Genomic DNA, 25505 nt, shown 5'->3' with positions numbered 1-25505 from the left:
TTTACAATATTTTTTGTTTCAGTATGACGAAACAAAAACAAGCTGCAAATATAGCACTATTTCAGCTTTTTATTATTGTGGTGGCGATTATGATCACGTTTGGCCTTCAGGTTTAATTTTTTATCAAAAGACTCCTGTAAATTTATCCCTGTCTGATTGGCCAGACACAGCACTACGAAAAGCACATCGGCCAATTCTTCCCCTAGATCCTTATCCTTGTCTGATTCTTTTTCACTTTGCTCCCCATAACGCCTGGCAATAATTCTGGCTACCTCCCCTACTTCTTCGGTTAGTTGGGCCATATTGGTAAGTTCGTTAAAATAGCGTACCCCATGGGTCTTGATCCATTCGTCTACGGCTTCCTGTGCGTTTTCTATGTTCATTATTCTCTATTTTTTGTATCTATTTGAATAGTTACTGGTCCATCGTTAAGCAGCGCCACTTTCATGTCAGCTCCAAAAACACCAGTTCCAACCTTTTTTCCAAGATCTTTTTCCAATTGTGCCACAAAACTTTCATACAAGGGAATAGCAATCTCCGGCTTTGCCGCTTTTATATAACTGGGCCTGTTTCCCTTTTTTGTGGATGCATGCAAGGTAAACTGACTAATTACCAAGGCCTCTCCCTCCTCCTGCTGCAGGGACAAATTCATAACCCCCTCTTCATCATTAAAAATCCTGAGGTTTACAATTTTATTGGAAAGCCATTTAATATCATCCACTGTATCCGCATCCTCTATTCCCAAAAATATTAGTAGTCCGTTCGAAATTTTTGAAATTACTTTCCCATCCACCGTTACACTCGCCGTGGTTACCCTTTGTATTGTTGCACGCATTACTTTTCTCCGTAAATGTCCATTCTATAATTCTCTTGTTCCCCGCTCAACATTTGCACGTAACTTTTGTACCTGCTCCAAGCCACTTCATCATTGTCCAACGCCTTCTTTACTGCACAATGGGGTTCATCCAAATGAAGACAATTATTAAACTTGCATTCGCCTTTCAACTTAAAAAACTCGGGAAAATAATCGCCTATTTCCTCTTTCTCCATATCCACTATACCAAACCCTTTTATTCCAGGGGTATCGATAATCCTGGCCCCACATTCCAAATCGAACATTTCCGCAAAAGTGGTAGTGTGTTGCCCCTGCATATGTTGGGTGGATATTTTTTTGGTCTTCAAGTCCAATTGAGGCTCAATAGCATTGACCAAGGTAGATTTTCCCACACCGGAATGTCCGGAAAACATACTTGTCTTTCCTATCATCAATTCCTTTACCTTATCCACATTTTTTCCAGTCTTGGCAGAAATCCCGATACAGGTATATCCAATTTCCCTGTAAAGCTTTGCCAGATATTTTATCTCATCAAGTTCCTCTTCATTATAGGTATCTATCTTATTAAAAAGTAAAATAGCTGGAATATGGTAGGCTTCTGAGGTCACCAAAAACCGATCTATAAAACTTGTAAAAGTGGGGGGATTATTTAAGGTTACTATCAGGAAAACCTGATCCAAATTAGCGGCAATAATATGGGTCTGTTTAGATAGGTTTACCGACTTTCTAATAATGTAATTCTTCCTATCCTTAATTTCGGTAATGATCCCCTGGGCATTTTCAATGGCACCGTCCACCTCAAACACCACCTCATCACCCACGGAGACAGGATTAGTGCTTTTTATTCCTTTGAGCCGAAATTTTCCTTTGATACGGCATTCATAGAAATCACCTTCCCCAGTTCTTACGGTGTACCAACTTCCAGTAGATTTATATACGGTTCCTTCCATTAAAGTGTTCTGACATATTTGTTTACAAAGAAACAACTTTAGTTTTATACTAGCTTTTAAAATTCATCGTTGTTAAACAATCATTAATCATAAAAAACACAAAAAATGAAAAAATTTATGCTCATTGCATGCTTAGCAATAACGGCCATTATGGACGTAAATGCACAACAATTTAAGGTAATCACCAGTGTAGAATCCATAGTTCCCAGCGGTATTGGGAGATCACGGATCATTAGTGCTACTGAAGATAGGGATTACAAGGAATTCACCAGTGAACAAACCGAGGAAGACAATACACGAAATAAATCTGACCGAGGTGACATACGGGTGAAAAATTTTGAAGAAACCAAACTTCTAAATTTTTACAATATTGGAGGAATTAGATTCCAGAACATCGCTGCCAATGATGCTTTGATATCATCAAAAATAAATGCCATGGTGGCCGAAGGATGGGAATTGGCCTTTGTTACCAGTGCGGTAGAAAGTGATAGTGGCAAAGACGACGGACAGGGGATTTTTATAACCCGATACATATTTAAGAAGTAATCTTAAAAGTAAAAAAAAGAACCCGGTCAATTGGCCGGGTTCTTTTTTTGTAATCCTATTTAGGAAGATGCATTACTAATCCATAATTTTTACCCTTCCACCGGCAAACGTATTCTTATTGACCGATTTTGGGTTTCCATATACGTAAACATCCCCACCAGCTTTGATATTGATATCTATCTCATCAGATGCAAACATTGCCGCCTCTCCGGCAGCCGTAATCTTAATACTTGCTTTTTCGCTAAGAAGCGGTTTTCCTTCAAAAACTCCTCCCGTATTTAAAACAACCTCTTGATTTATAGTTTTTCCAGAGGCCTCAACATTACCACCGGTAACACATCGTACAATCAGTTGGTGCACATCGAGTCCAACTTTTATTTTTGCCCCTTCCTGGGTCTTCAGTTCTATCTTTTCCTGACTTAAGGTTTCGTTGACCGTAATTCTTGCGCCTTCATTCCCGTCAATTAGATCTAAATTTTTAAAATATACCTCCACAAAGGTGTCTTCCCCGTGAAACTTTTTATCCAGTTCCATTTTTATTTTAAGGACTCCATTTTTATTTACAATCTGAATATCATCCACATTATCCCCTTTTACCAAAACCTTATTCTCGTTAGATTTAATAAGATTCACCTCTATTAGATCATAAACCTTTACCTCGTTAAAATCACCAACGGCTTTATCAACTATTCGCTGGGAGAACCCTATGAACGATAGGCATAGAAAACCAATTACCAAAACATTTTTCATTATCATTAATATTTTTGTTAAACCTCTATTTAAACATTTGGGGAAACTTTGAACGATTAGTTCCATTCACTTGGTAAAGATGGTACAAAAGTAGATTTGTTACACTAAATTATACAAACAATTAACTTAATCAAACATTCCTTCTACAATATTAGCGGCATCTACAATTCTCTTAAACCAGAGGGGCAAAAAATAATTCCCACGAAAAAAGGAAACCTTGAACATAAAAAAACCACGCCTGATAGCGTGGTTTTAACGGTATACCAATAAAATAGTTTATGAGTTGATTATCTTCTCTTGGTGATTTATGGATTCTTGGTGAATTGCCTTAAACATCTTTAAGACAAATTCCTCACTTAATCCCTTTGCTTCCCCTTCCAAAATCATGGCACCTAAAATTTGGTTCCATCTGTTGGATTGTAAAACAGCCACATTTTTTTGTTTCTTTAAAGCGCCTATCCCATCAGAGATCTTCATTCTTTTTCCGAGCATTTCTATCAACTGGCTATCAAGAACATCTATTTGTGCCCTAAGATTACTAAGTTGGCTAGTGTACTCCGCTTCCGAATCGGACTCTTTTCTAATTTTCAAATCTCTCATAATCTGGATCAGTTTTGCAGGGGTAACCTGTTGTGCGGCATCACTCCATGCATTATCTGGATCGAAATGTGTCTCGATCATTAGACCATCAAAATTAAGATCCAAGGCAGTTTGCGAAACATCAAAAATCATTTCCCTGTTTCCTGTAATATGCGAAGGATCATTGATTAAAGGCAGATCAGGAAATTTATTTTGAAACTCGATCGCCAATTGCCATTCAGGGATATTTCTATATTTTGTTTTCTCATAAGTAGAGAAACCTCTATGTATAGCGCCTAAATTTTTAACTCCGGCGGTATATAATCTTTCAATTCCACCAAGCCATAAAGCCAAATCAGGATTTACTGGGTTCTTGACCAAAACAATTTTATCTGTTCCCTCAAGAGCATCCGCTATTTCTTGCATAATAAATGGACTAACGGTTGATCTTGCACCAATCCACAATAAATCAACGTCATGCTCCAATGCCAACTTCACATGGGCAGCATTGGCTACCTCTGTACAAGTTTTCATACCGGTTTCCGCCTTAACTTTCTGCAACCACTTTAAACCTAAAGCACCTACCCCTTCAAACATTCCTGGACGTGTTCTAGGTTTCCAGATACCAGCACGATAGTAATTTACATCGGTATCCTTTAACTCATTGGCAATTCGAAGCACTTGCTCCTCTGTTTCCGCACTACAAGGCCCGGCAATTACTAACGGATGGTCCAATTTCATATCGTCCAACCATGATCTCATTTCTTTTAAATTTTCCATTTCTATACTCTATTTTTTGTTAAGTGGTATTCCGTTTAATATTTCCTTTATTTTATTTGTACTATTCATTTCATTATAGATGCCTTCATAATCATCGGCTATTAACATTGCTTCAAACTCCTTCAAATTTTGTATATATTCTCCCAAGGTTTCAACTACATTTTCCTTGTTTTGCCTAAAAATTGGGGTCCACATAGCAGGGGAACTCTTGGCCAATCGCACTGTGCTTTCAAAACCACTTCCCGCCATATCAAAAATGTCACGTTCATTTCTTTCTTTCTCTATTACCGTCTTTCCCAGCATAAAGGAACTTATATGTGACAAATGTGAAACGTAGGCAATATGCTTATCATGTGCCTCCGGATTCATATAGCGTATCCGCATCCCCAATTGCTGAAAAAGTTCCAAAGCTTTTTCCTGTAATTTAAAGGCAGTTTTCTCTATTTCACAAATGATATTGGTCTTCCCCATAAACAAACCTTCTATGGCCGCAGAGGGACCTGAAAACTCGGTTCCCGCAATTGGGTGGCAAGCCAAAAAATTTCTTCTCTTGGGATGGTTTTCCACAACCTTGCAGATGAGGGACTTTGTAGACCCTGCGTCAATAACAACGGCATCATCATCAATGGAATCCAATATTTTTGGCAGTTCCTGCACCATAACATCCACCGGAATCCCCACTATTACGAAGTCGGCCAGGTGCAATTGACTATAATCCGCCTTTTCATCGATCAAAGATAATGACAAAGCCTCATCCAAATGTCCCTCATTGACATCTATGCCATAAATTTTGGAATCTGGCCTATTGCGTTTAATATCCTTGGCCAGTGACCCTCCGATTAATCCGATACCGATTACAAATACATTCATCTTTTATTGTTAACAGAGAAAAAACATTTAATAACAGAAAAAGAACTATCCTCCTATACTTTGTCTTTTCCCCTTTTCACTTTCCAGTATTCTACCTCAATTTCCTTTTAAAACCTACTGACCGCTTCTTTAATCCTATCCGTCGTAACACATAAGGAGAATCGGATATACCCCTCCCCATTTGAACCAAAAATGGTTCCTGGAGTTATAAAAATATTCTTATCGTAGAGCACCTCATCAATAAACTTTTCTGAGGACGAAACCCCGGCCGGCAATTTCGCCCAAACGAACATTCCTACAGAGTTTTTATCATAAGTACACTGCAGTTTATCAGCTAAAGCGTACATTAATTCCCGCCGCTCATGATACACCCTATTTAATTCACTAAACCATGATTCGCTACTATTTAAGGCTGCGATGGCTCCTTTCTGTATGCCATAAAACATACCCGAATCCATATTGCTCTTCACCTTTAAAACCGCATTGATATGTTCGCTGTTTCCCAGAACCATTCCAACTCGCCAACCCGCCATATTAAAGGTCTTGCTCAACGAATTTAATTCCAATGCAACATCCATGGCTCCCTCCATCTCCAAAATACTTATGGGATTTTGGTTTAGGACAAAGCTGTAAGGATTATCGTTCACCACTAAAATATCATTTTCCCTTGCAAAATCAACCAGCTTTTTTAATTGCTCCCTGTTCGCTGTGGCCCCTGTTGGCATATGTGGATAACTGGTCCACATTATCTTTACCTTGGAAAGGTCCTGTCTCTTCATAGCTTCCAAATCCGGAAACCAACCGTTCTCACCTGTTAAATCATAATACCGCGGCAATGCCCCGACCAAATTGGTTACCGAGGTGTATGTAGGGTACCCAGGATTGGGAATCAACACCTCATCCCCCGGGTTTAAAAAAGCTAGACTAATATGCATGATCCCCTCTTTAGACCCCATTAATGGCAGTACTTCAGTTTGTGGATCCACAGTTACACCAAATTTATTTTTATAAAAGGATGTAAATGCTTCCCTAAGTTCGGGCAGACCTTGATAACTCTGATATTGATGCGCACCATCATGCCTCAATGCCTCTTTTACTGCATTTTGCACCTCAATGGACGGCTCCAAATCCGGACTTCCGATACCCATATTTATAATAGGCCTTCCTTCCGCCATTAACCCCCTAACTTCCCTAAGTTTTTTAGAAAAGTAGTATTCTTCAACTGTATTTAATCTGTTTGCCGTAATCATAATATTCTGGCATTTTTATATTCTCCCAATACTTTAAATTCTTCAGCCATAATTTCCAACAAAGCCTTGGCTTTTGAAAAATGTTTATACTTCTCAAAAGTTACATCAACGAAGAATGAATACTTCCAAGGCGTCTGAATTACCGGAAGGGATTGTATTTTTGTAAGGTTCAAGTTGCAATCGCTCATAACATTCAATATGGCAGCAAGGCTACCTCGCTTATGGTCAGTAATGAATCTTACAGACGCCTTATTGATCTCCTCCTCTGGCAAGGCCTTATTCTGTGTCTTTACAATAATAAACCTAGTGGCATTATCCTTTATGGTCTGTATTTCCGAATGTATAATTTCCAAATCGTACAATTCAGCAGCAACTTTTGGTGCAATGGCCGCTATCCCATTTAACTGATTTTCCTGAATTCTTTTTGCCGTCTCGGCAGTATCTATATCTTCGACCAACTTAATGTGGCTGTAATTTTTAAAAAACTCATTGCACTGAAGCAGTGCCATGGGATGCGAGCGTACTTCCTTGATATCATCAATAGTCTGACCTTTTAAAGCCATCAGGTTATGATGAATATTTAAATACTTTTCTCCTATAATATGCAGGTTTTTATGAAAGACAAGGGCATAGTTGGGTATAATGGACCCAGCGATGGAATTCTCTATGGCCATTACCCCTTTATCTGCAGTCTTATTGATCAAGTGATCTACCAAAATATCGAAAGATGAACATTCCACGAATGTAACATCATCGCCGAAGTAATCCTTTGCCACTTGGTGGTGGTTAGAACCCTTGATACCTTGTATTGCAATTTTTAATTTCACCCTTTTTTAAATTATCTTCCGGCCTGTCAAAGACTTACCGCTAAACTCCTTTGTAACTCCACTCCCTTTCCGAAAGTTATATCCAAAAAAAAAGTCCTGGTTTTCACAGGACTTTTATCTATATATATCTTAAAATATGCTAGAACAGTCCCATACCTCCCTTAAAAAAGAAGTAAAAATTAAAACCGTTCCAGAAATACTGCTTTGTCATTTTTCTTGTAAAACTCCGGCTAAATTAATAATTAAATTTACATATCAGCATTTATGCCAACATTTTTTTATTTATTTCAGTTTAACGCAAAAAATAATACCGATTAAACCCTTAAATCGATATTATTTTGCGAATTACGAAGAACAAATGATTCTATTAAAACCAACAATCCGCCATTGGCAATCAACATTCTATCAAAAAAATAATTAAAACCAGGTTTCACTAATTTGCGTTATTTTTGATAAAAAGTAACCGCATGTCCATCATCACAAAAAACATTACCAAATTTTTTGGAAAACAAAAAGCATTGAACAATGTTTCCTTTACCATAGAGAAAGGGGAAATAGTAGGCTTTCTAGGTCCCAATGGTGCAGGAAAATCCACTATGATGAAAATATTGACCACATATTACACCGCAGATGACGGACAAGCTGAAGTCAATTCATTTGATGTGCAAAGTGAAAAGAAAAATGTTCAAAAGAGCATTGGTTACCTACCAGAGCACAACCCACTTTATTTGGACATGTACGTCAAGGAATATCTTGCGTTTAACGCGGATGTCTACAAAGTAAATAAAGAAAGGATCAACACGGTAATAGAACAGACCGGTCTTGGCCCGGAGGCGTACAAAAAAATAGGGCAGCTTTCCAAAGGCTATAGACAAAGGGTTGGATTGGCCGCGGCACTTCTGCACGACCCGGAGGTGTTGATTCTAGACGAGCCAACAACAGGTCTAGATCCCAATCAATTGTTGGAAATTAGAAAATTGATCCGTGAAATTGGAAAAGAAAAGACCATTTTACTATCTACACATATCATGAAAGAGGTAGAAGCTGTCTGTGACAGGGTATTGATCATAAATAAAGGGACTATAGTAGCGGATAAAAAACTTTCAGAATTGCGCGACGGACAGGATCAAGTTTTGGTGGTCGAATTCGATTTTAGGGTGGAAGAAGCATTTTTAAATAAATTGCCCAATGTAATATTGGTTAAAAATATTGGTGGGTTTGTTTATGAGATTACCTTTAACACTTCTAATGATATGCGTCCAGTGGTGTTCGACTTTGCACATGACAACCAATTAAAAACCCTGCAATTAAGCAGGAAAAACAAGAATCTGGAAAGCCTATTTACTGAGCTGACCCTTTAAGCTTAAATGTATTTTTAGCCGACAATAACCGTGAATTATATTTTTTGAATTATTGGATTAAAGGCTTTTGAAGCGACCAAAACCTGATCTCCTATCTTAAAATTATTGGCCTCGGTCCGATCCGCAACCACCTTAATAATATCGTTGCCGATCAGTACGGAAATTACATACAAAACATCTTCCCTTTGTATCTTTAACACCTCCCCTGAGAATCTAAATTTAGCACTGGTCTTGTTTAGTCCAAAAAATTCGGCAGCCGTACCTTTTTTAATTACGCTACCATTTTGAAGCTCAAAGACCCTATCCGATAGTTTAACTATTTCCCCAATATCATGACTTACCAATATAGTGGTTAGTTTATATTTCTTATGAACCTGCAAAAGATATTCCTGTAACTTTATCCTCATTTTTAAATCCAAGGCCGACAAAGGTTCGTCCAATATTAATATTTCAGGTCGTTGGACCAATGCCCTGGCCAATGCCACGCGTTGTTTTTGCCCCCCGGATAGGGTTTCTGGTTTTCTTTGATCCAAGTCGCCAAGTTCGGCAAATTCCAACAACTCCTCTATTATGGTTCTATCCTGATTTTTCTGAAGGGCGTATTCTAAATTTTGACGAACGCTCATGTTGGGAAAGAGGGCATAGTCCTGAAAAACGTATCCCAGCTTCCGTTGTTGGGGTTTAAGATCAATATTTTTACGACTGTCGAACCACGTTGTTTCACCCACTCTTATGGTTCCGCTATCTGGTTTCAACAAACCACTCAGCATTCTTAAGGTAGATGTTTTTCCGGCACCGGATTCCCCAAATAAGGTAACAAATTGCCCCTTTTCAATGACCAATTGCATATCCAGATCAATATTCCCTCCGGCAGATTTCAATGTTTTTTTTAGGTTTAAACTTATCATGGAGCATAGCGTTTAAAATACCCTCCATTGGTTAGATAAACCAGCAACAGAATAATAAAAGTTACGGAAAACAATATCAATGAATAGTTATTGGCAGCAGCATAATTAAGCGCCTCCACTTCATCATATATGGCAATAGAGGCCACTTTGGTCTTACCGGGCATATTCCCACCAATCATAAGCACCACGCCAAACTCGCCAACCGTATGGGCAAATGAAAGTACAACACCTGTTAGAAGAGAAGGTTTAATATTGGGCAACAAAATTTTTAGCAGTGTAGTTATTTTCGATTTCCCCATAGTATAGGAAGCTTCCTTTAATGTAGAAGGCAGGGAGGAAAGTCCCGCTTGAATGGGTTGCACCATAAACGGCAAGCTATAAATGACCGAAGCCACTACCAAACCTCCGAAAGAAAATATAAGCTTGATTCCCAGCCATTCATTTAACCAATTCCCAAAGGCATTTTCTGGACTAAAGGCCACAAGCATATAAAACCCCAATACGGTAGGTGGCAAGACCAAGGGCATACTTACCAAAGTTTCCAAGACAGGCCTTATTTTGGATTTGGTACTTGACAACCAATTGGCAATAGGAATAGAAACCACAAACAATATCGCCGTAGTAACCACCGCAAGCTTAAAGGTAAGTACTAAAGGTTGCCAATCCATTATGGTGCCAGTATTATCTCATTCAATTTAACCATTATCATCACGTTCATCTTTTCAACCAATCCCATTTGCCCTACACTCTTAGTGCTTATTATAGCAATGACCTCCCCTATTTTGGTCTCCAAAATCAATCTACTCAACAAAACTCCCTCTTCAATACTGGCAATGTTTCCAGCAATCCTATTTTCTATACTAATATCCAATTCCTTTTGGGTAGTGATCGCCACCTCCATTTCCTTAAACAGGACATTCACCTTGTTGCCCTTTTTCAAATAAGGGGCAGTTTCGGGGCTATCTATAACCACGGACATTAATTCCTCACCGTTGCCAACCCCAACACATACAATGGACATGGTACCATTGGTTGTAACTTCTGTTATATGACCCAGAAAACTATTCATCTACCAAATATCCAAATTCTTTTAATATCTCCTTGGCTTCAACTGAAAAAAGAAAGTCATAAAAGCCCAGTGCATACTGATTAGTGTCTTCTTTCCGCTCTACAAGCACTACACCTTGATTAATATTGGAGTATAGCGATGGGTTTATTGGAATCCAACTCCCTTTCCCTTTCATTTCTGGGGATAAAACTGTTGATAAGGCCGTAAAACCTATTTGGGCTGCTCGGGAAATAATGAATTGATCGGTCTGGCCAATACTTTCCCCAAAGACTAATTTAGCTCCTAAGATTTCATTAAGGCCGTAATGTTGCAAAACTTCTTGGGCGGCAACGCCATACGGGGCAGTCTTGGGATTTGCCAAAGCAATGTGTTCAACAACGGGATCGGACAATGCAGCAATTGAAACGGGGGTATTTTCAACCATTGACCATAGCACCAATTTTCCTTTGGCATAGACTTTAGGCTCATTCTTAGCTTTTCCCCCGGCATAAACAGCTTCAGGATATTTCATATTGGCAGCAACAAAAATATCATAAGGGGCACCTTCAATAATCTGTGCTGTTAATTTTCCCGATGACCCAACAATTAACTCGAATTCCACTCCAGTTTTGTGTGTATATTCAATTGTCAAAGCCCGCATGGCAGACTCCATATTGGCCGCTGTGGCTACTATAATTTTATTGTCGTGATTATCTTGGCACCCAATTAATATAGCGGTTAACAGCATTAAACCCAGCCATCGCGAATTGCATCCCTTCATTGTTCTTTCGCTGTTAAACATTTTTTATTGGGTAAATTTTGATCGTCAAAAGAGAGAGGGGTCAAGTTCCAATTAGATTAGCTCCCCAGAAATAAGTTTACGCACACTAATCCAAAACATGTTCAATACAGAAGTGGAACCCGCGGACAGTTCTGATAACAAAAATAAATTTCTTTCAAAATTCCTCATCTCCCCACTACCGGATCTTTCCTTGGATTCTGTAAAATAAGCCATATTCCAGTCGCTAAAATTTCTTCCATTATTCTTGCCCTCCCACAACAATGTTACATCGCTGTGCCTTTTATCCCGCCTAATATCTTCAAACAGGGATTTTATATGGTTTTTTTCACCTTCAATTATTTGAATAAAGGAAAATTTATGAAAAACTAGGCAGCCAGTAACTCCTATGGCCTTGTTACGCTCACGGGAGGTTGTCAAAATGCCGCTAATAACTTCTTCAGAAATATCTTGGGTTGCTCTGGAAGAATAAGACAGTTGGTACATTGAAACTATTTCGGAGCAAAATACAAAAATTATATAATTCCACTAGCCAGTGTTACACCCTAAAAGATCTATTAGGCCACTGGAATAATTATTTTGGGCATGTCTGTAAAAATTAATCCGCTATTTGCGCATATTCGGTCCATGAACCATCGTAAACCTTATTTTCGTTCTTTAAGCTCATTTCGCTTGCCATTAGAACAATGCATGCCGTAACCCCGGATCCACAACTAAACACCAACGGCCTCTCTTCCGATTCCAAATCATCAAAAACTTCTTTCAACTCGTTTTGGGATTTAAACTTTCCATCTTTAAGAACAGTTTCATAAGGGATATTAATGGAGTTCGGAATATTCCCCCTTCTCAATTCTTTCCTCGGTTCCGGAACAAGGCCATGAAAACGATCGGAGGAACGGGCATCTATGACCAGAGCCTTTCTGCTTTTCAGATTTTCGCTTATCCCCTCAAAGTTCACCACCATATCAGGATTGAAATCTGCTTTAAAATTACCCATTTCAAACTTCAGTCCAATTACTTTTTCCGTTGCATATCCCGCTATCTTCCATTCCGGAAACCCTCCGTCCAAAACACTAACATTCTGAAGACCCATAACCTTAAACATCCACCATGCCCTGGGACTCACATAAATTCCAAAATGATCATAGACCACAATCTTACTGGATTTATTAATTCCCAATTTTCTACAGGACTGTTCAAAATGGTCCTGACTTGGAAGCGTATTGGGGAACTGGCTGTTTTTATCACTAAAATCGTTTTCAAGATCAAAAATACGAGCCCCCTTTACCCTAAGGTCATCTAATTCGGACGATGCTGGAACATAGCGTAAACGCACATCCAAAATTATGATATCGGGCATTTCCAAATTATCGTTAAGCCAATCTGCCGATACTATCATTCCATTCATTTCCATATATTTTAATCTACTTTTATTAGTGAAACTCAATTTTGAGAAGTCAGTAAGACGCACTGAAAATTGTAAGTTGTACTAATCCCGCCTTTTTCGGCGGGATCTAGGTTCAATACCTCGCCCCTTGGGTCGATTCCTATTATTGGGTTCAGGGCTTGCCCTGAGGTTGAATACCTTTTATTTTCAAATACGCCATAACCGCCTCATCTCCCTCCAGGGCATTCTTGGGCCTAAGACTATCCTTGCCAAAAACCATCAAATCTTCCGGGGGCAAAATAGTAACAAAATCTTCCTTATAACCCTCAGCATAAGGTATTTTTCCGGCGTTAAGATCAAGATGGTGGTCAAAGAAATTGTAGAGAGCCGTTCTTTTATTATATCCGTAATCGTGTCTTTCGGCCGGTAGATGAACATTTTCCACTTTATGTTCTGCATCATATAGGGCATATACCTTTTGTATGTAAGGATACTCTATTCTTGGTGTGTTTCTTGTCCAGTCGGAACCATCTGACACCAATAATAAAGGTCTTGGGGCGCAAAGGGCCGCTATCTCCACATTATTGGTTTGGTGGTCGGCACTTTTGTGTATTGGCATTCCACTCTCACAAACACATCCTCCAAAAAAGTGGGCAGAAACCTGTACTACAGGTGCAGCTACCTTTATTCGATCATCTATAGCTGTTAAAACAAAGGTTTGGGTACCGCCTCCAGAGGCTCCTGTCATCCCTACCCGTTCCGAATCCACATCGGGTCTGGAAAGCAAATATTCCAATACGCGTTTACTGTTCCAGGTCTGCAATAAGAGGGCGATTGGCATTTTGTGGTTTACTTGGGTACTTTCCGCATAACCCACCATATCATAGGCAAAAACTACCGCTCCCATTCTCGCCAAAGCAGCACAACGCCACTGAATGTAATCTGTATACCTTTTATCCTTCATATGGCCATGGGGACTAAGAATGGCCGCATACTTGCCCTTTTCTTCGGCAGGCCTATACAGGTTGCCAGTAACAAAGAAACCTGGAAAGCTCTCAATGGCAATATTTTCTACAATATAACCTTCCATAATCCTGGTATTTCTGATAATGGGATTAAAATTGCCCGTTATTTTCGGCATTTTATCCAGTTGCATACCATCTGTAATACCCTTTTTAATTCTTAACGCCCTTTGTTCCCAGGACTCCAAGTCGTTCCATTCAGAGGCAAATTTTTTCATCACAATATTTGCCTCATCCTCTGTCCAATAACTTCCAACACACAACATGTTATCCTGACCATAAACGGTTAAACCAAAAAATGAAATTGCAATAAGTCCGAGTAATTTTTTCATCTATTTCAAAAGTTAATAGTTGCTTTAATTTATGAATTATCCAATAACTAATAGGCAAGATTACGGTCTATGCCATCCAGCTAAAAAACCTGCTTATTCTATGTGCATTCCCTGAATTTTCCTGCTAACTAAAATACTGTTTTTCCTCCATTGTTTTCATTATTTTAATGTCAAGTTCAATTACCCCCTCCCAATCGTCAATAGGCAACTGCTTTAATAAAGTAAATTTTAAGCAAACTACTTCGGGGCAAGCCTGTCTGCACACAAAGGGAGGACCGCGAAGCATTGAAAGAACCCTTATTTTGGATTTCGACGCCCGAACGGATAACGGGCAGGCCCGCCTATGCAGGAACGGGCAGGCAAGCGGCGGTGCATTATAATCTCGATTATCGAGTAAACTTTGGGGCATTCCCCACCGAAACACTATAACATTATTTTAAATTAATGCCAGTTTTTTTGGTAAATTGTGGGACAACCAAAAACGTTCATATGTTTCAAAACCAAATTGCCACCAAAACTTTGGTAATTATTATGGCCCTGGGCAGCTTTTCTTCCTGCAAGGACCAACCAAAAGCAAATATTGATTTTCTATCGCTTTCAGAACAGGAAAAAAGAAATCCCGAGTTTGCCCTGGCCTCCATGGAGGTAGCGGAAGGATTAAATCTTGGGCTATTTGCTTCGGAACCTATGGTCACAAACCCTACCAATATGGCCATAGATGCCAAAGGTAGAATATGGGTCTGTGAAGCGCGGAATTACAGATTGTTCGCCAATCCTGATAATACCTATGACGATAGCGGGGATCGCATCCTAATTCTTGAAGACACCGATGGAGATGGCAAAGCCGATACTTCCAAGGTGTTCTACCAAGGAGAGGACATCAATGCAGCTTTGGGCATAGCCGTATTGGGAAATAAGGTTATCATATCGGTTAGTCCCAAGGTTTTCATCTTTACCGACGAGGACGGGGATGATGTACCGGATTCAAAAGAAATACTCTTCCAAGGCATAGAAGGGGTAGACCACGACCACGGGGTACATGCTTTTGTCTTTGGCCCAGATGGTAGACTTTATTTCAACTTCGGCAACAATGGCAAGCAATTATTGGACAAAAATGGCGAGGCCGTTATGGACATGCATGGTCAAAAAATATTGGCGGATGGCCAGCCCTACAGGGAAGGGATGGCTTTTAGAATGAATATGGACGGAACCAATCTGGAGGTTTTAGGGCATAATTTTAGGAACCCATATGAAATTACTATTGATTCTTATGGCGGTTTATGGCAATCTGACAATGATGATGACGGCAATAGGGGGACGCGAATAAACTATGTTATGGAATATGGCAATTATGGATATAGGGATTTGTTGTCGGGTGCAAGCTGGCGGGAGAGAAGAACAGGATGGGATAACGACATCCCCAAAAGGCATTGGCATTTAAACGACCCGGGAACCGTCCCCAATTTGCTACAGACCGGATCCGGATCCCCATGTGGCATCCTTTTTTATGAGGACAATATGTTGCCTCAAAAATTTCAAAACCAGCCCATACATGCCGAACCCGGCCATAATGTGGTCCGTGCTTATATTATAAGCGAATCAGAAGCGGGTTATTCCGCTAAAATTGAAAATCTGGTAAAGAGTAAAGACAATTGGTTTAGGCCGGACGATGTTACCATTGCACCCGACGGCTCCCTTTTTATTTCCGATTGGTATGATGGGGGCGTTGGCGGACACAAGGCGGAAGACATTGCACGGGGAAGAATTTACCGATTGTCCACTTCCCCGGAATATAGACCAGTTGCTATAGACCCCAAGACGCAAGATGGAGCGGTTAAAGGACTTCTTTCCGGAAACATGGACATCTTTTATCAATCTTGGCAAAAATTGCATTCCATGGGCGAAGCTGCCCAACCCCTTTTATCCGAATTAATTGCCCAAGGGGGTATAGCCAAAGCCCGGGCATTGTGGATCGGTTCGTATATCCCTACCAAAAGCAACGACTATATAGAAATAGCATTAATGGATGAAGACCCCAAATATAGAATGCAGGGCATCCGAATGGCAAGACTTAAAGGCACAGAAAATCTGGAGAAATACTTATCCCTTTTAGCAGACGATAAATCGGCACAAGTCAGAAGGGAAGTAGCCATTGCACTAAGATTTATAGGTACCGAAACAGCAGCCGAACAATGGGCCCATTTAGCCGCTAAGCATACTACTGGTGACAGATGGTATTTGGAAGCCCTGGGTATTGGGGCGGATAAATTTCCTGAACTATACTTTAATGCATGGAAAAGCAATGTTGGGGAAAACTGGCAAAGTGAGGCCGGAAAAGAAATAGTGTGGCGCATCCGGGCCAAAGAATCGGTTCCTATGTTGGTATCTCTAATCAAAGATCAGAAGGTGCAATCTACCAAATTAGCTTCCTATTTTAGGGCCCTCAATTTTAAAGATCACCCTAGCAAAAACAGTTACCTAATGGACATGCTTACTTGGAGCCATCCCCTTAAAAACCAAATTCAGGCATACGCTATAGGGCAAGTGGACGCCAAATTTGTATCTAGTTCGCCCAAAAATATTAAATTGGTCAAAGAAGTGCTTCCCAAAATTGAAGGAACACCGGAATGGATCATGGCCATCAAAAACTTGGAGTTAAAAAACCAGAATGAGGCCCTGTTTCGCGTATTGGCCAACGGGTCCAACACTGATATTGGCAAGGAAGCCGCCAACCTTCTTCTCAATAATGAGGGGGCCACATTGATAGGCACGTTCCTTCATTCCCAAGCACCGGAATCTTCCAAGATGGTTATATTGGAGAGACTAAGCGGAATATCCAATCCAACGGCCATTGCACTGCTAAAAGAGAATATTTCCTCCCAGGAATTAGGTCATGCACTTACCAGAAAAATGATAGAAACACTGGGTAATACTGGATCCGGGCAGGAGGAATTATACCAAATGTTAAAGGAGGACAGATTGGCGGAAGAATTTAAAACAACAACAGTCCTAAAACTTATGACCAGCTGGAACAATGAGATAAGAACCAATGCCCCTAAATTCTTAACCGCTCAAGGGGATGGAGCCCTGGATATTTCCAAATTGGTAGAACGCAAGGGCAATGCTACCCACGGGAAGGAAGTTTACGCCACCTATTGCAGTTCCTGTCATATGGCTGCAGGTACAGGAATTGAATTTGGACCGGAATTATCCGATATAGGCAATAAACTTTCGAAGCAATTTTTATACTCCAATATTATATATCCCAGTGCTGGAATCAATTTTGGTTTTGAAGGTTACTCTTTTAAAATGAAAGATGGAAAAACTTATAAAGGATACATCTTAAGCAGGACAGAGGATGAAATAACCATAAAAATGATGGGAGGCACCCAAAAGATCTTGGAATTGCAGGATATAAGCGAACAGGACGCCCTGGAACAATCACTAATGACAGAAGGCTTGGCCAATATTATGCCGGAGGAAGACTTGGTAGATTTGGTAGCCTATTTAGAAACCCTAAAGGTAACAACGGAATAACAATAAATCTCCTTGAAATGGACCTCCCCCCCTCCCAAGGAGGGGGGAGTAATTTAATCGCAATTGCGTGCGTGGACCCCAAGGAGGGGGAGTAATCTTTATAGGCACGAAGTCTGACACCAGTCTGGCCGACTAAGGCAGGCCTGCCTGACGGCGAGGCAGACTCGCGACTCCTACACACAAAGAGGCCGTCCAATAGAAATTGGACGGCCTCTTCATTATAAAATTTTATTGCTGGATTAGAACCCTAATTGCTTCTTAACCTCTGGCAAAATATCTTTCCCTTTGGCTACGATAAGTCCACTACCTTGGGTAGCATCCATAACGTAATCAATTCCTTGGGCGGCTGCCACAGACTCGATTGCCTTTTTGGCCTTTTCGGTGATAGGGCCTAAAAGTTCTCCTTGTTTCTTTTGTAATTCTTGTTGGGCAGTCTGTTGTGCCTCCCCAATATTTTTCTCAAAACCTTGTAATTCCAAAGCTCTTTTCTGATTTTCCTCTTCAGACTTTGAAGATGACTCATTTTTATATTGGGTATACTTATTTTGAAGTTCGGTCATGGAACTTTCAATATCCGCCCTATACGTTTCCTGTAATTTCTTAAGTTCCGCTTCGGCTGCTTTCATCTCCGGCATTTCAGACAACAATTTCTGTACATCTATATGTGCAATTTTCGCCTGTGCATTAACAAAACTAGTAGCTGCTACGAACAAAACTATGGCTACTGCTATTTTTTTAATTTGTTTCATGATTTTAATTAATGTTTGAGTGTTAATTTAAAGATTTAGTTATATAAATGTAATTTGGTTTAAGCTTAATTTAATTATTCTTCGTCCTTTGTACTTTCCTCTTCTTCCGAGTCGTTTTTGTTACTTCTTTCCTCTAATTCCTTCTTCCTTTTGGCTTCCCTTTCTTCCAACAACTTTTTCCTTCTCTCTTCATATGCCTTTTTACGTTCCTCACGAATCCTGAGCTGCTCTGCCCGGTTTTCCTCTGCAGTCTTCGTCCTTGCCTCTTCCGCCTGCTTTGCCCTCTCTTGACGTTCTAAAATGGCATCACTAATAATTTCTTCCGTATCCTCATCCTCTATATCTTCGAAACTATTTCTGGCATTCTGCTTATTCCTAGGTGCGCTTATTTTTCTAGTCCTCGAAATCCCCCTTAAAACAAGATCGCTAATATCGTGTCTTTTCTCGGAATACAACATTACAACATCTGCCGATTTATCAAAAATAAAATCATATTTTTTATTTGCACCTATTTTCTGCACCTCATTGAAAACCTGATCTTGAATTGGTTGTATCAATCTTCTTTTCTGAAGCACCAGATCTCCTTCCGGACCAAATCTATCCTGTTGATAATCGAACATCTCCTTTTCCAAGATTTGGATCTCTTCTTGCCTTTCGGAAATCAATTCCTCCGTTAACAGCACTTTCTCTGCCATTAAATCCTTCTTCATCTGATCAATTACCCCCTTCTCCTTATCCAGTTCCAATTTCCATTTCTGCACCTTGGCCGCCAATTGCTCATTGGCCTCCCTGTACTCCTCTACATTCTCCAGGATATATTCCATATCCACATAACCTATCCTAATTGTCCTTTGAGCCGAAATTGTAGCAGCAAACATAGTTACAACTAGAAACAAAAGTACTTTTGATTTAATTCCCATGCTATCTTCTTTTTATACTATAGAAAATATCGTGCCAAAATAACTAAATATTTTAGAATGAACCATTTAACATATAAAACAATTGCAAATTTCTATATATTAAAACTGTTGTCCAATGATGAAGTGGGTTTGCCAACCGCTAGGTCCTGATGAATTGGGGTTATAATCTTGATCAAATCCATATCCAAAATCAATTCCCAATAATCCAAATGCTGGCATAAAAATACGTAGCCCCACTCCGGCAGATCTTTTTAACTCAAACGGATTAAAGTCTTGAAAATTGTTGAAGGCATTTCCTGCCTCTAAAAATACCTGCCCATAAATGGAAGCAGACGGTTTTAAGGTCAAGGGATATCTTAACTCCAAGGAATATTTATTATAAACAACTCCACCATCCTGTACTTGTCCTCCACTTAATGGATCCGTACTATAAGGTGTTAAGGATTGATTCTCATACCCTCTTAAAGCAATAACATCCCTACCATCCAAAGTGTAAGTACCCATACCGTCCCCACCAACATAAAATCTTTCAAAAGGAACCTTTCCTACATCTTCGTTATAACTTCCCAAAAATCCAAATTCGGCATTGGTCCTCAAAACCAATTTATCTACCAAAGTAGTATACCAATCACCCTTAAAGTTAACTTTATAGAATTCCAACCACCTAAAGCGTTCTTGATCTATTCGTTCTATTTCGTCACTATCCAATTCCTCAACGGCTGTTTCTTGATCTTCATTGAGTTGTTTATAGTCTATATTATTGAATAAGGAAAAAGGAGGTGTAAACTTGGCCGTCAGCTCAAAATTAGATCCCGATCTTGGATAAATACGCCCCCCATCCATAGCATTTCTAGATATTCCCAGGGTGTATGCTATAGAGTTGGATTTTCCATTTCCAAAATTGAAAAGCCCTAAATTATAATCCTGAAAATTGTATAGCTGATATCCTATAGAGTGGGAAATGGTAAAGTAATCATCTGGCCACTGTACCCTTTTTGCCAAACCTGCCGTAATTCCAGTAATGGAAAACTGCTTGCTTTTATCTGGCTTGCTACTTACATAGGGGTTATAATAAAACTGTTGGGTGCGGGATAAGGACATATTGAACCTAACCGGTTTTTTACCTCCCAACCATGGCTCGGAGAAATTTAAACTATAAACCCTATAGGTCCTACTGGCCTGCAAACGCAGGGCAAAGGTTTGCCCATCTCCCATAGGAACCGGCTTATAAGCTTCCCCTTTAAATAAATTCTTCATAGAGAAGTTACTAAAGGACAGTCCCAATGTACCAATAAAACCACCACCACCATAACCCCCTTGGAGCTCGATCTGGCTGGAGCCAGCTTCCACCAAGTTATAGGCTATATCTACTGTTCCTGCATTTGGATCAGGGTTTTGGATATCCGGCTTTATTTGTTCCGCATCAAAGAATCCCAATTGTCCCAATTCCCTGATACTTCTAATAATGTCAGCTTTGCTATATCGTTGCCCAGGTCTAGTACGCAACTCCCTAAAAATAACATGGTCATTGGTCTTGTCATTACCTATTACGGTAACGTGATCCAAGAAAGTCTCCTTGCCCTCAATAATCCTGATTTCAAAATTAATGGTATCATTCTCGGCAGAGATTTCTACAGGATTGATACTGGAAAACAGATATCCGTAATTTTGGTACATATTGGTCAGGTCATCGGCATCGGGTTTGCTATCATCGGCTATTCGCTTGCGCAGCAACACCCCATTATAGGTATCCCCTTTTTTGATCCCGAGCATTTGGGCCAATTGACGGTCCGAATACACCGTATTCCCAACGAAATCTATATCCCCAAAATAGTATTTGTCTCCCTCCTCTACCTTGATCTTCAAATCGATGAGATCATCAGAAACCTTAACAAAGGTATCGGAAATAATACGTGCATCCCTAAAACCCTTTTCGGCATATTTATCCACAAGGGAAACCAAATCATTTTTGTAATCCTCCTGAATATATTTGGATTTCTTCCAAAAACGGTAGAATTTTCTTTGCTTGGTTTTTTTCAAGGCCTTGCTAAGCTGTTTGTCGGACAACTGCTCGTTTCCTTCAAAAACAATATCGTTGATCTTAACCTTATCTCCCTGTTTAACATTAATGACCATTGCCTGTGTATTGGCATCTGTAGTATCCTTTGCAGTAGCAATGGTAACCTTGGCATTAAGGTATCCTTTCTTCTTGTATTTGTTCTGGATATAATTTTTGGAATTGGCAATCAAACTCTCGGTTATCTTCTTCCCTTTTTTTAGATCGGTATCCTTTAAGATTTCATCTATCTTTCTTTTCTTAACCCCGTACACGGTTACATTGGAAAGTGTTGGCCTTTCTATGATATTTAATTCAAGAAATACATTCTCACCTTCAATATTCGTAATATAGAAACTTATATCCGTAAACAGCTCCAAGCCCCATAGTTTGTTAATGACGGCGCTTATTTCATCGCCTGGAACGGTAATGGGCTGCCCTATCCTTAAACCCGTATAGGTCTTTACAGTCTGTTCATTGTAACTTTGTAATCCGGTAACTTCCAATCCTCCAAGTATATAACGTTTACCATCTTCATAGGAGGTATCCTGTGCAGAGATAACTGTAGTAAAAATTAAGGATAAAAGTGTAATAAAAAGTTCAAGGGACATGAACCTATTCATGCCGCTAGGTGAGTTGTTCGCTAGTTTTTCCAAATCTTCGTTCTCTGTTCTGGTAATTTTTAATGGCTTCCAATAAATGCTGTTCCGAAAAATCCGGCCAAAATACATCAATAAAATACAATTCCGCATATGCAATTTGCCATAGTAAGAAATTACTGATCCTATGCTCTCCACTGGTACGGATCAACAAGTCTACGTCTGGTAAATTTTGCGTGTAAAGATGGTTATTAATAATGGTTTCGTCAATATTTTCGGGAGAAATTATATTATTTTTAACTTTGACACATATCTGTTGTACGGCATTTTTTATCTCTTCCCGAGACCCATAACTAAGGGCAAGCGTTAAAGTCATGCCGGTATTGCCACTAGTTTTCTCCATTACATCCAACAATTCCTTGTGCGCACTATTTGGCAAGGAAGCTATATTGCCAATGGTATTTAACTTAATATTATTATTATTCAAGGTTTTCAATTCCTTTTTAAGCGAAGAAACCAATAACCGCATTAAAGTATCCACTTCCAATTTGGGCCTGTTCCAATTCTCGGTGGAAAAAGTGTATAAAGTAAGAAACTCCAACCCCATTCTAGCACAGTCCTCCACAGTTCTCCTAACGGTTTTCACCCCTTGTTCATGGCCAAAAACCCTTAATTTTCCTTTTTCTTTTGCCCATCTCCCATTACCATCCATAATTATGGCTAAGTGTCTCGGCAATGATTTGATCTTTAATTCTTCCAAACTATTATTTTTAACACTACTGAAAGCAATCCATACAAGGTTTTCTTCCAAAGGTATACGTTAACGTAACCCCGGAGAACACATACCAATCATCACTAAATATATTTCCAAATCTAAATTCTTCATAATTGGAACCTTCCGGATTACTGGCATCCAAATTGTCCGTAAAGGTATATCTGGCCCCTATTTCAGCTCCAACAATAAAGAACTGACTAATCCTTAATTTGGCTCCGACCGTCATAGGCACGGCAAAAGAGCCATCTTTCTGTCCAATATCCTGCAATTGCGCCGCATCAAAATAATGGTATCCATATCTAAAATAGGTAACACCCGTATATAGATAAGGTGTAAATGCCGGCCCCAACCGATGCAAATTATATTCTACAAAATTAAACTCCAAACCTGCGGACGCCTCCAGAACACTATTGTCCATAATAAAATTCCGTTGTTGTCGGGACGGTATGTCCGATTTGGAATCATCCGCTGTAAATTCTCCATAAATAATACTGGCCCTCCAAGCATAGCGCTTACTCTTGTTCCATTTAAACAAACCACCAAAAGCAGGACCCGAAGGTAAAATAAAATTGGATCTTCCAACATCCCCAATATTATTGGTACCACCCGCAAATAGGCCAATCTCGTATGTTTGTCCCTTTATTTCATTAAAAATGAAAAGAAGAATTGCCGCAAAAAATAACCTCATTATTTATAAAAGTTTGCAAATATAACAATTTCAATAGTTTAGACTAGTAAATTATTACATTCATGTTCTCACTTGATAAACAGATTTTGTTCCTTTTTATTGTCGCGCAAAAACAATCAATTACGCTTGTCTTCGCCCCACAATAATTTATTTCGTAGTGTTTTTAGAAAACTTTCAGAGGTATATTCGATCATTTTAATGGTAAATGGAGCTTTTTTGATAAAAATCTCCTTGCCACTGGCCACGGTTGCTATCCTGGAATCCAAAGACACCAAATGACTTTCTTCCCTCCCGGAAACCTTGAGCCTTATAACAGTATCATCCGAAATTACCAAGGGTCTTGCATTTAGGTTATGAGGTGCAATAGGAGTAAGTATCAAGGATTTGGCCGTTGGCGCAATAACAGGCCCACCACAGCTAAGTGAATACCCGGTAGATCCCGTAGGCGTTGCCACTATCAAGCCATCCGCCCAATAGGAAGTTAAATATTCATCGTTCAAATGCGTTTCTACAGTAATCATGGAGGTCGTATCTTTCCTGCTTACTGTAATCTCATTCAAAGCGAAGTTCAAGGTCTTAAATTCGGGAATATCGGATTGCACACTTACCTCCACCAGACTGCGCTCTACAATGGTATATGCCCCAGAAACGAATTCTTTTACCACCTTGCGCACATCTTCTTTCCTAAATGTGGATAAAAATCCCAGTCTACCCGTATTAACACCTACAATAGGTATTCCCAGGTCACGAACATAGGTCGTAGCCCTTAAAATGGTGCCATCGCCACCAAAACTCACAAACATATCAAAACTGGCATCAAGGCCTTTAGAGTCGGTAAATATGGGAAATTCGCCCACATTACGCTTGGCCATGATTAAGTTGTAAAATCCTTTTTCAAAGTAGATTTGGGCATTTTCTTTGTGAAGTTCGTCCAACAGCTCCACAATGCAATCCAATACGTTATTCTGGCAGGTAAGTCCGTAAATGGCAACTTTCATAAGAGTTAAACATTTAGATATTTATCCAAATAATCAGACCTCTGTTTTAAATCCTCAATAAATTGATCGTCGTTATTTCCGTAGAGTATAGTGTAGTTATACCTTCTAAAAGACTGTATAATTTCATTTAAATGTGTAGTCCCAATTTTAATGGTGATCTGGATAACGTCATTGCGAATATCTGTAATAAACCCGCCAATCAGTTTTACATTGTTACTTTCCACAATTTGGGCAATTTCGCTAAAAGAGTAGTCCTTTAGACCCTTGGCCAATACTAGTATTCCTCCAGGCTCTGTAAAAAATGGCGTATCTATAAACTCATCAACAATATCTATAAGATCATAATACCCCAAGACAAGGCCGTCATTATCCAAGACAGGCAAAAGATTCGCCTCGTTCTTCGAAAATATTTCCAGGACATCAAGCCAAGAGGTTTCCTTATGGACAAAAAAGGTTTCCAAGGTATATCGGTAATCCTCTATCTTCTTATCCTTTTCATAATTATCAAGATCATTTTCATCCAAAACACCAATAAAAACATTCCCCTCCACCACGGCAACATGGGAATAGGTAGATTCATTAAAGAATTTGATCACTTTTTTCAAAGGATCACCCACTTTAAAAATCGGCAATGTGGCAATTATGTTGTTTTGAATATTCATAACTTCATATTATAACGCAAAATACTAATAAAAATTTCTAAGAACCCGAATCTTCCTAAGTATTATTTTCAAAAAGACCTAGCTTTTGCGGGCTATTAAAAAACAATCCGGTTAAATTAGGAATACCCCAAACCAATTCCACCCAAAAGTCCCCAAAAACCAACTAAACCTAGTTAACTATAATTTTCCACTAGGGAAACAACCTTGCTCTGCAAACGAATTCTTCATAATAAAATCAGCAAAAGGTATGCCTAATTTGTATTTTTGCTTTTTAAAC

General features: G+C 39.4%; 25 protein-coding genes. 3 read left to right on the top strand and 22 right to left on the bottom strand.

Annotated features, from left to right (window positions below):
• Positions 1-56: 56 nt before the first annotated feature.
• Genes U735_RS0104170 through rsgA form a run of 3 tightly spaced genes read right to left on the bottom strand, consistent with a single transcriptional unit; the run spans position 57 to position 1785 of the window.
• The gene (locus tag U735_RS0104170; protein ID WP_031442618.1) at positions 57-383 is read right to left on the bottom strand and encodes a nucleotide pyrophosphohydrolase; all 327 of its coding nucleotides are present in this window, start codon (positions 381-383) and stop codon (positions 57-59) included.
• Positions 383-835: a D-aminoacyl-tRNA deacylase gene (dtd, locus tag U735_RS0104165; RefSeq protein WP_031442617.1), complete on the bottom strand. Its 453-nt coding sequence runs from the start codon at positions 833-835 to the stop codon at positions 383-385. The genes U735_RS0104170 and dtd overlap by 1 nt, the downstream gene beginning before the upstream one ends.
• Positions 835-1785 (bottom strand): ribosome small subunit-dependent GTPase A, encoded by a 951-nt coding sequence (gene rsgA / locus U735_RS0104160; protein ID WP_031442616.1) that lies wholly within the window; start codon positions 1783-1785, stop codon positions 835-837. Before rsgA ends, dtd begins: the two co-directional genes overlap by 1 nt.
• Before the next feature lie 105 nt (positions 1786-1890).
• Here rsgA and U735_RS0104155 point away from each other — a divergent pair, with 105 nt between their 5' ends.
• On the top strand, positions 1891-2331 hold the full coding sequence (locus tag U735_RS0104155; protein WP_031442615.1) for a hypothetical protein: 441 nt from the start codon (positions 1891-1893) through the stop codon (positions 2329-2331).
• A 75-nt stretch (positions 2332-2406) separates the two neighbouring features.
• On the opposite strand, the gene U735_RS0104150 is transcribed toward U735_RS0104155, so the two are convergent.
• The 5 genes from U735_RS0104150 to U735_RS0104125 form a co-directional block, all read right to left on the bottom strand.
• Entirely contained in the window at positions 2407-3081 is a 675-nt protein-coding gene (locus tag U735_RS0104150; RefSeq protein ID WP_031442614.1) for a head GIN domain-containing protein, read from the bottom strand.
• A 276-nt stretch (positions 3082-3357) separates the two neighbouring features.
• A complete protein-coding gene (locus U735_RS0104140) occupies positions 3358-4440 on the bottom strand; it encodes a bifunctional 3-deoxy-7-phosphoheptulonate synthase/chorismate mutase type II (protein ID WP_031442613.1) in 1083 nt (360 codons plus the stop codon).
• Positions 4441-4449: 9 nt separating this feature from the next.
• On the bottom strand, positions 4450-5310 hold the full coding sequence (locus U735_RS0104135; protein WP_031442612.1) for a prephenate dehydrogenase: 861 nt from the start codon (positions 5308-5310) through the stop codon (positions 4450-4452).
• A 107-nt stretch (positions 5311-5417) separates the two neighbouring features.
• On the bottom strand, positions 5418-6563 hold the full coding sequence (locus U735_RS0104130; RefSeq protein WP_031442611.1) for a pyridoxal phosphate-dependent aminotransferase: 1146 nt from the start codon (positions 6561-6563) through the stop codon (positions 5418-5420).
• Positions 6557-7387: a prephenate dehydratase gene (locus tag U735_RS0104125; protein WP_031442610.1), complete on the bottom strand. Its 831-nt coding sequence runs from the start codon at positions 7385-7387 to the stop codon at positions 6557-6559. The genes U735_RS0104130 and U735_RS0104125 overlap by 7 nt, the downstream gene beginning before the upstream one ends.
• Before the next feature lie 467 nt (positions 7388-7854).
• Here U735_RS0104125 and gldA point away from each other — a divergent pair, with 467 nt between their 5' ends.
• Entirely contained in the window at positions 7855-8748 is an 894-nt protein-coding gene (gldA, locus tag U735_RS0104115; RefSeq protein WP_031442608.1) for a gliding motility-associated ABC transporter ATP-binding subunit GldA, read from the top strand.
• 35 nt (positions 8749-8783) lie between these two features.
• On the opposite strand, the gene U735_RS0104110 is transcribed toward gldA, so the two are convergent.
• The 7 genes from U735_RS0104110 to U735_RS0104080 all read right to left on the bottom strand — a co-directional run bounded on the left by U735_RS0104110 (position 8784) and on the right by U735_RS0104080 (position 14244).
• Positions 8784-9656, bottom strand: a complete 873-nt coding sequence (locus U735_RS0104110; RefSeq protein WP_031442607.1) for an ABC transporter ATP-binding protein — start codon at positions 9654-9656, stop codon at positions 8784-8786.
• Positions 9653-10324, bottom strand: a complete 672-nt coding sequence (gene modB / locus U735_RS0104105) for a molybdate ABC transporter permease subunit (RefSeq protein ID WP_031442606.1) — start codon at positions 10322-10324, stop codon at positions 9653-9655. Before modB ends, U735_RS0104110 begins: the two co-directional genes overlap by 4 nt.
• Positions 10324-10725 (bottom strand): TOBE domain-containing protein, encoded by a 402-nt coding sequence (locus U735_RS0104100; RefSeq protein WP_031442605.1) that lies wholly within the window; start codon positions 10723-10725, stop codon positions 10324-10326. The genes modB and U735_RS0104100 overlap by 1 nt, the downstream gene beginning before the upstream one ends.
• Positions 10718-11506 (bottom strand): molybdate ABC transporter substrate-binding protein, encoded by a 789-nt coding sequence (gene modA, locus U735_RS0104095; protein ID WP_232233168.1) that lies wholly within the window; start codon positions 11504-11506, stop codon positions 10718-10720. Before modA ends, U735_RS0104100 begins: the two co-directional genes overlap by 8 nt.
• Positions 11507-11557: 51 nt before the next feature.
• Positions 11558-11989 (bottom strand): BLUF domain-containing protein, encoded by a 432-nt coding sequence (locus U735_RS24885; RefSeq protein ID WP_051891864.1) that lies wholly within the window; start codon positions 11987-11989, stop codon positions 11558-11560.
• A gap of 112 nt (positions 11990-12101) precedes the next feature.
• Positions 12102-12911 (bottom strand): sulfurtransferase, encoded by an 810-nt coding sequence (locus tag U735_RS0104085; protein ID WP_031442602.1) that lies wholly within the window; start codon positions 12909-12911, stop codon positions 12102-12104.
• Between the two features lie 151 nt (positions 12912-13062).
• Positions 13063-14244 carry an alpha/beta hydrolase family protein gene (locus U735_RS0104080; RefSeq protein WP_034248002.1) on the bottom strand — a complete coding sequence of 394 codons (1182 nt, stop codon included), beginning with the start codon at positions 14242-14244 and terminating at the stop codon, positions 13063-13065.
• 489 nt (positions 14245-14733) lie between these two features.
• Here U735_RS0104080 and U735_RS0104070 point away from each other — a divergent pair, with 489 nt between their 5' ends.
• Positions 14734-17781: a PVC-type heme-binding CxxCH protein gene (locus tag U735_RS0104070; protein WP_034248249.1), complete on the top strand. Its 3048-nt coding sequence runs from the start codon at positions 14734-14736 to the stop codon at positions 17779-17781.
• A gap of 239 nt (positions 17782-18020) precedes the next feature.
• Here U735_RS0104070 and U735_RS0104065 read toward each other — a convergent pair whose 3' ends face one another.
• From U735_RS0104065 to U735_RS0104035, 7 genes are all read right to left on the bottom strand, one after another.
• Positions 18021-18530 (bottom strand): OmpH family outer membrane protein, encoded by a 510-nt coding sequence (locus U735_RS0104065; RefSeq protein ID WP_031442598.1) that lies wholly within the window; start codon positions 18528-18530, stop codon positions 18021-18023.
• Between the two features lie 74 nt (positions 18531-18604).
• Positions 18605-19444 (bottom strand): OmpH family outer membrane protein, encoded by an 840-nt coding sequence (locus U735_RS0104060; protein ID WP_031442597.1) that lies wholly within the window; start codon positions 19442-19444, stop codon positions 18605-18607.
• 105 nt (positions 19445-19549) lie between these two features.
• Positions 19550-22129 (bottom strand): BamA/OMP85 family outer membrane protein, encoded by a 2580-nt coding sequence (locus U735_RS0104055; protein WP_031442596.1) that lies wholly within the window; start codon positions 22127-22129, stop codon positions 19550-19552.
• A gap of 4 nt (positions 22130-22133) precedes the next feature.
• Positions 22134-22817, bottom strand: coding sequence for an isoprenyl transferase (locus U735_RS0104050; protein WP_051891862.1), 684 nt, complete (start codon positions 22815-22817; stop codon positions 22134-22136).
• A gap of 64 nt (positions 22818-22881) precedes the next feature.
• Positions 22882-23568 (bottom strand): type IX secretion system protein PorG, encoded by a 687-nt coding sequence (porG, locus tag U735_RS0104045; RefSeq protein WP_031442594.1) that lies wholly within the window; start codon positions 23566-23568, stop codon positions 22882-22884.
• Between the two features lie 116 nt (positions 23569-23684).
• Positions 23685-24566, bottom strand: a complete 882-nt coding sequence (locus tag U735_RS0104040) for an NAD kinase (protein WP_031442593.1) — start codon at positions 24564-24566, stop codon at positions 23685-23687.
• A gap of 5 nt (positions 24567-24571) precedes the next feature.
• Positions 24572-25228, bottom strand: a complete 657-nt coding sequence (locus U735_RS0104035) for a CBS domain-containing protein (RefSeq protein WP_031442592.1) — start codon at positions 25226-25228, stop codon at positions 24572-24574.
• Positions 25229-25505 lie beyond the last annotated feature (277 nt).

Origin of the sequence: Arenibacter algicola (assembly GCF_000733925.1) — a bacterium.
Lineage (GTDB): Bacteria > Bacteroidota > Bacteroidia > Flavobacteriales > Flavobacteriaceae > Arenibacter > Arenibacter algicola.
The sequence above is the reverse complement of the archived record's forward strand: the minus strand, read 5'-3'. Positions and strand labels throughout refer to the sequence as shown.